This is a genomic window from Streptococcus sp. GMD6S (assembly GCF_000297015.1).
In genome coordinates this window covers 1-6,875 of sequence record NZ_AJRH01000288.1, presented here as the reverse complement: position 1 = coordinate 6,875, position 6,875 = coordinate 1, and the positions used below count along the sequence as shown (strand labels likewise).

The following is a 6,875-nucleotide window of genomic DNA, read 5'->3' as shown; positions in this document are numbered from 1 at the left end:
GTTATGAAAGTATTAGCTTTTGATACGTCCAGCAAGGCTCTTTCTCTAGCCATTTTAGAGGACAAGCAGGTTCTTGCTGAGACTATGATCAATATCAAGAAAAATCACAGTATTACCCTCATGCCTGCCATCGATTTTTTGATGGGCAGTCTGGATTGGACACCCAAGGATTTGGATCGTATCGTAGTTGCTCAAGGTCCGGGCAGCTACACAGGTCTGAGAATTGCGGTGGCGACAGCCAAGACTCTGGCCCATACCCTCAAGATTGAGCTGGTTGGTGTGTCTAGTTTGCTGGCTTTAGTTCCAGAGCAGGTGGAAGGTTTGGTCATTCCTGTCATGGATGCCCGCCGCAATAATGTCTATGCTGGCTTTTACCAGTCTGGTCAGGCTGTGTGGCCGGAAGCTCATCTGCCTTTGGCAGAGGTTTTGGAAATAGCTGGCGCTGCTAACCAGTCAGTCACCTTTGTCGGAGAGACAGCAGCTTTTACGGAGCAGATTGAAGTGGCTCTTCCTCAGGCTACCCTTCAGCCAACTTTGCCAAACGCGGCGGCTGTTGGTCGTCTCGGTTTAGACCTGCCTTCCCAGTCCATTCATGACTTTGTTCCTAACTATCTCAAGCGTGTTGAGGCTGAGGAAAACTGGCTCAAGAACCATACCGAGTCTGGTGAGTCCTACATTAAACGTCTATGATAGAAATCAAAAGAATCCAAAGACAGCCTGACCTGGCTCAAGCAATCTACGCTGTTATGGTAACAGTTTACCCAGTCAGTCCTTGGGCACTGGAACAAATCCAAGCAGACCTGTCCCAAGACCAGACTTGGTACGCTCTAGCTTATGATGGGGCAGAAGTGATTGGCTTTCTAGCCGTTCAGGAGAATCTCTTTGAAGCAGAAGTCTTGCAGATTGCTGTACTGCCTAGCTATCAGGGTCAGGGAATTGCGTCAGCCTTGTTTGCTCAATTGCCAGCGGATAAGGAGATTTTCCTCGAAGTCAGAAAGTCAAACCAACGAGCGCAAGCATTTTACAAGAAAGAAAAGATGGCGGTCATCGCTGAGCGAAAGGCCTACTACCATGACCCAGTCGAGGACGCCATCATCATGAAGAGAGAAATAGATGAAGGATAGATATATTTTAGCATTTGAGACATCCTGTGATGAGACCAGTGTTGCCGTACTGAAAAACGATGACGAGCTCTTGTCCAATGTCATTGCGAGTCAAATTGAGAGTCACAAGCGTTTTGGGGGCGTAGTACCAGAAGTAGCTAGTCGTCACCATGTCGAGGTTATTACAGCCTGCATCGAGGAGGCGCTAGCAGAAGCAGGGATTACCGAAGCGGATGTGACAGCTGTTGCCGTTACTTATGGACCTGGATTGGTTGGAGCACTGCTAGTTGGTTTGTCAGCTGCCAAGGCTTTTGCTTGGGCTCATGGACTTCCGATGATCCCCGTTAACCACATGGCTGGTCACCTTATGGCGGCTCAGAGTGTGGAGCCTTTGGAGTTTCCCTTGCTAGCTCTCTTGGTCAGCGGTGGGCACACAGAGTTGGTCTATGTGTCAGAGGCTGGGGATTACAAGATTGTTGGAGAAACGCGGGATGATGCGGTTGGTGAGGCCTATGACAAGGTCGGCCGTGTCATGGGATTGACTTATCCAGCAGGTCGCGAGATTGACGAGTTGGCTCATCAGGGACAGGATGTGTATGATTTCCCTCGTGCCATGATCAAGGAAGATAATCTGGAGTTTTCATTTTCAGGTTTGAAGTCTGCCTTTATCAATCTTCACCACAATGCCGAGCAAAAGGGAGAAAGCTTGTCCAAGAAAGATCTGTCAGCTTCCTTCCAAGCTGCGGTCATGGATATTCTTATGACCAAAACCAAGAAGGCCTTGGAGAAATATCCTGTTAAAACTCTAGTTGTAGCAGGTGGCGTGGCTGCCAATAAAGGGCTCAGAGAACGACTAGCAGCTGAAATCACAGATGTCAAGGTTATCATCCCTCCCCTACGCCTTTGCGGAGACAACGCGGGTATGATTGCCTATGCCAGCGTCAGCGAGTGGAATAAAGAAAACTTTGCAGGCTTGGACCTCAACGCCAAACCAAGCCTCGCCTTTGATACTATGGAATAAAGAGTCAGCTTGAGGCTGGCTTTTTTACTCCGGAAAATGTCAGAATATTTTGACAAAGCTGTAAAAATGATGATATAATATGTAAAAATTAGGAGGTGGCCAGATGATTGAGAGAATGGAATTGGGAGAATTTTACAAGGAATTGCGGCTGGCGAGAAAGCTCAAGCAGTCAGATGTGGCTTGTGAAGGTCTAACAGCTTCTCAGTTATCCAAGTTTGAACTGGGACAGTCTATGCTGTCTGCGGATAAACTGATACTAGCTATCCAAGGGATAAATGTGACCTTTGATGAGTTTGGACACAAGCTTAATAATTATCAGGAATCCCCACATATGCGATTTGGACGAAAAGTTGTAGATCGTTTTGCCCATCAAGATATGGCTGGCTTAGAGCAACTATTAGAGGAAGTTGAGCAGGAACAGATGGCGCAGACCTATCGTCGTTTGAATGCTATTGTGATTAAAGATGCTATCCATTCCTTAGATAAAAGGTATCCGTTAGAAGAGGAGGATAGCGAGTTTTTGACCACCTATCTCTATGCTATCGAGTCTTGGACCTGGTTTGAACTCTATCTTTTTTGCAATACCATGCCTTTCTTAAGTAATCAAGATCTGATTTTTTTATCCACCTCTTTACTTGAAAAATCCAAGGAATTTAAAGAGTTGGTACACAATCAATTGTATATGAAAAGTGGTTATCTTAATATCATCTCAGAGCTCATGGAGCGTAAGCTTTTCTCTTACATCCCAATCTTTGAAGCCGAGTTGGAGAGTATGCTCCGGCCATATGATGTTTTTGAGAAAGTATCATTGCAGTTTTTAAAGAAGATGAGTGTATTCCTTCAAACCAAGGGGAGCAATCAAAAAGAGATTGAACACTTTATCCAATCTCTGCAAATATTAGAAAATCCACAATTAACAGCCCTTTTTGAATTGCGTTTGCAGCAATACAAAGAGCTTATCGATTAGTTAGAAAAGGAATGACAATAACCCACTCTAAAATAAGTAGGAGTATCAGTTGGATTTTGCTTTTTTTCATCATTATATCCCTCCTTGTGAGTAGTACCTTCATTATATCAGGGAAAGAGTCAAATCTACAAAAATCGCAAATGTGAAATTTCCATGAGAAAAAATATCAAATATGCGATTTTCTAAAATGAGCTAATTTCTGTGTTATACTGTCCTTGTAAGACATTTGAAGCAAATCCTAGGTTGCAGAAGTGGTTTACAAAGAAAAATAATTAAAGGAGAAAAGAAATGCATAATCTAATGGAACTTGAATTGTTACCTGAAGAGCCAGTAATTACTGTATCACGTGAAGTTTGTAAGTGGACTTGCTCATTTACTGCTCTTTAAGAATAATTGGTTAAAATTAAGGATAGTTAATTACTAATTAACTATCCTTAATTTCATTTTAGAGATAATGTATTTATTATATTTATGGATAGATTACAAACAATGCTGAATAAAATACAAGTTGACACTTACCATAAAAATGGGTGGTTATTTGTGAAGTATAGTAACAATAAACTTACACAGGGATGGAAACTTCATGTAAGCAGTCAACTAAAAGACGCTTGTAATATTTTTTATATTGTTGCACAAGAGCTGGAGAAGGAAAGATGTAACTACAAAGTTCTAGATTGTTTGGATGAGTTAAAAAAATTGAATTCTCCGAGGGAAGTTTCTCCTACTGCAAATAAGTTTATCACTATATATCCGTCTAGTAGGAAGCAGGCCAAACGAATAATATTAAATCTAAAAGAAAAGTTAGAAAACTATAAAGCTCCAAGGATTTTATCAGATTTTCAATGTGGTGAACATTCTCCAATACATTATAGATATGGGGCGTTTAAAGCAATTAAAAACTACAATTTTTCTGAAAATAAAATTGTCTACATGATGAAAAATAGTAGAGGAGAATTAGTAGAGGATCTGAGATTAAATTATCCGTATTTGCCAGAAGGGGTTAAGGATTTATTTACTGATGTGGAAAAAAATAAATTATTTAAACCCTCCCCGGGAATTCCAGAGAATCACCCTTTAAATCACTATAATATCGAGTGTATTCTGAAAAAATCCAATAGAGGAAATGTTTACAGAGCTGTAGTAAAAAATAGTAATCAGAAAGTGATAATAAAACATGCACGACCATATGTTTATAGTTGGGATGATGGTTTCTCTGCAATTGATGAATTAAAGAATGAAGCAACAAATTTGAAAGTATTTCAGAACAAGTCCTATACGACAGAATTAATTGAAGAGTTTTATGTCAATGAAGATTACTTCGTAGTGCAAAAGTTTATACCAGGATATAATTTTTTTGATTTAAAAAATATTGATATCGAAAAAAATGTAATTATTAATAATATAATTGATATTATTAATGACATTCATGCTGAAGGATATTTAGCAGTGGATATTTCTCCAACAAACTTTATATTGGATGATTTTGGTCGTGTTAGGTTAATAGACCTAGAAAATTTTACAAACAAAAATAATACTGTTAGAAGAGCTGCTACAAAATTCATGATAAATACTGATTGTTCCTCAAAAATTTGTACCATTCAACAGGATTATTTTGCACTTGCAATGTTGAGTTTGGCGATTATGCGCGAGCATGTTTTAATATTTGAAGGAGAGGACGTCTTCTTAAATATAACTGCTTTAGATAAAATCAAGTCTTGTATGTATATGGAGAAAGAAATTGGGAACATAACTAAATCGCAATTTAACTGGTTGATGTATTTATTGAATTTAAGTGAACAAGAGAAGTTAGACCGATTCGAGAAGATGAAGTATATAAACGATTTTGAAGATGAAAATATAGGATTTCATTCAAAGAGAGTTAATTCCTCATTCGATTTTCAAATTGAAAATGAGACACTTATTAACTATCTTCTTTCATTAAATATGAATAGAGAAAGTAGGATACTAAATTCAAATGAATTTGGAGAATTTGTTAGTCCAGTATCGTTTCAACATGGCTTATCAGGATATTTGTTTTATTTATCACACATGAGAGACATTTCTGACAATGGTAGAATTATCGAGTGGCTTATCTCTGAAGGAAATCAAAATAAAGGAAATGGGTATTTAAATGGTTATTCAATTTTATTTGGTTCTTCTGGATATCTTTGGGCATTATTAGAGTTCTATAAAAAATTTGCCAGCAACAATCCAAGTAGAGAATTGATTATAGATAAAACTAGAGAAATTTATAAAGACTTGATAAGTAATTATCAGAAAGTTGAAGTATTTGACTTTGCTTTAGGAAAGTCAGGTGTTTTATTGAGTATTATGAAATACTGTATAAATTTCAATGATGTCGATAGTATGAAATTTATTAGAGAAAAAATAGAGGAGTTATATTTATATTTTGTAGAAGAGATACAAAATGTTAATAGTTTAAAAGAATGTAATTTTGCACATGGTTTAGCTGGGATTGCATACGTAATTTCAATTTATAATTCGGAATTTGAATTTAAGGTAGCTTACGAAAATAGTATTAATGTATTTAATAATCTGTTAGAAAATCTGTTAGAAAATGAATATAGTAGACTAAATGCAACTCCTACAAATTTAGAACTATCGTGGTGCGAAGGAACTTCAGGAATCTTACTTTATTTTGAATTATTATATGATAAAAGGTATTCAAAAATAATTTCAAGATTTCAACAACTTGCTTTCAAATTCAATCTTATTCAGTCAAGTTGTTATTGTCATGGTTTATCCAGTTTGTTGCAAACTCTAAACTATCAGGATAATTTAAATTTACGTGAGAATGTAATTGAGATTTTATTAAGTAGATCCAAAAGAGATAAAAATGGTATTTTGGTATTTGAATGTGAAGAAAGTTCAGATACATTATTTGATTTTGGAATCGGAAATCTAGGGATTTATTGGTCTATCCTTGGGGAAAACTTCCCGTTTGAACTCAAAAAGGAGTTGCGATGAAAGTATTTATTCAAAATAGAGATTTTAGGCAATTAACCATCAACCAGTGGATTTCAACGGTTGGGGATACGATTTTTTATCTTGCTTTTTTGAATTATGTGGCAGATGCTTCGTTTGCCCCCTTGGCAATTTTACTCATTACGATTTCAGAGACTGTTCCTCAAGTTCTGCAAATCTTTATGGGAGTTTTGGCTGATTTTCAACATTATCGTGTTCTAAAGTATACGGTTATTAGTTTTGTCAAATTTGTACTTTATTCTATAGTGGCACTTTCGCTTTCAGGGCAGTCCTTTTCCTTATGGCTAGTATTCTTTATTTGTTTGATGAATCTCTTGTCGGATACATTGAGTTACTTTTCAGGAGCCATGCTAACTCCTATTTTTATAAGAATCATTGGGAAAGAACATCTTACAGAAGCCATTGGTTTTAAACAATCAACAGTTAGTTTAGTTCGGACAATCAGTAATATTCTAGGAGGGGTTCTACTAGGAATTCTTTCCATTCAGTTCATTTCCTTGCTCAACGCTCTGACGTTTCTGATAGCATTTGTAGGTATTCTTCTGATAAAAAATGATCTTTTGAAAGTTGAAAAAACAATTAACTATCAAGAAGGTCTTTCCATAAAGTCGTTTTGCCAGCATTTGTTCCAATCATCGAAATTGATCTGGAATATGGATAGAGTGATCTTCATTTTATTTATCGTATCTATCAGCCAAGCTGTGATCAATGTCACTGTACCTACTACGTTACGATTCCGCTGGGGATTATCATCACAGAGGAAACCATTATCACCACC

The 6,875-nt window shown here is 37.3% G+C and carries 6 protein-coding genes; all 6 read left to right on the top strand.

Annotated features, from left to right (window positions below; all coding sequences use genetic code 11):
- Window positions 1–3 precede the first annotated feature (3 nt).
- Entirely contained in the window at window positions 4–690 is a 687-nt protein-coding gene (tsaB, locus tag GMD6S_RS10725) for a tRNA (adenosine(37)-N6)-threonylcarbamoyltransferase complex dimerization subunit type 1 TsaB (RefSeq protein ID WP_000865683.1), read from the top strand.
- Window positions 687–1,124 (top strand): ribosomal protein S18-alanine N-acetyltransferase, encoded by a 438-nt coding sequence (rimI, locus tag GMD6S_RS10720; protein ID WP_000569857.1) that lies wholly within the window; start codon window positions 687–689, stop codon window positions 1,122–1,124. The genes tsaB and rimI overlap by 4 nt, the downstream gene beginning before the upstream one ends.
- Window positions 1,114–2,124: a tRNA (adenosine(37)-N6)-threonylcarbamoyltransferase complex transferase subunit TsaD gene (gene tsaD, locus GMD6S_RS10715; protein WP_000655027.1), complete on the top strand. Its 1,011-nt coding sequence runs from the start codon at window positions 1,114–1,116 to the stop codon at window positions 2,122–2,124. Before rimI ends, tsaD begins: the two co-directional genes overlap by 11 nt.
- A gap of 103 nt (window positions 2,125–2,227) precedes the next feature.
- Window positions 2,228–3,091: an Rgg/GadR/MutR family transcriptional regulator gene (locus GMD6S_RS10710; protein WP_000572854.1), complete on the top strand. Its 864-nt coding sequence runs from the start codon at window positions 2,228–2,230 to the stop codon at window positions 3,089–3,091.
- A gap of 471 nt (window positions 3,092–3,562) precedes the next feature.
- A complete protein-coding gene (locus GMD6S_RS10705) occupies window positions 3,563–6,079 on the top strand; it encodes a class III lanthionine synthetase LanKC N-terminal domain-containing protein (RefSeq protein WP_000375504.1) in 2,517 nt (838 codons plus the stop codon).
- Window positions 6,076–6,875, top strand: an 800-nt coding sequence (locus tag GMD6S_RS10700) for an MFS transporter (RefSeq protein WP_000862378.1), incomplete at its 3' end; no start/stop codon positions are given. The genes GMD6S_RS10705 and GMD6S_RS10700, both read left to right, overlap by 4 nt.

What these genes read in the sequence shown, in the direction of transcription:
- rimI (WP_000569857.1), top strand. Translation starts at nt 687, where the DNA reads ATGATAGAAATCAAAAGAATCCAAAGACAGCCTGACCTGGCTCAAGCA.
- GMD6S_RS10710 (WP_000572854.1), top strand. Translation starts at nt 2,228, where the DNA reads ATGATTGAGAGAATGGAATTGGGAGAATTTTACAAGGAATTGCGGCTG.
- tsaB (WP_000865683.1), top strand. Translation starts at nt 4, where the DNA reads ATGAAAGTATTAGCTTTTGATACGTCCAGCAAGGCTCTTTCTCTAGCC.
- GMD6S_RS10705 (WP_000375504.1), top strand. Translation starts at nt 3,563, where the DNA reads ATGGATAGATTACAAACAATGCTGAATAAAATACAAGTTGACACTTAC.
- tsaD (WP_000655027.1), top strand. Translation starts at nt 1,114, where the DNA reads ATGAAGGATAGATATATTTTAGCATTTGAGACATCCTGTGATGAGACC.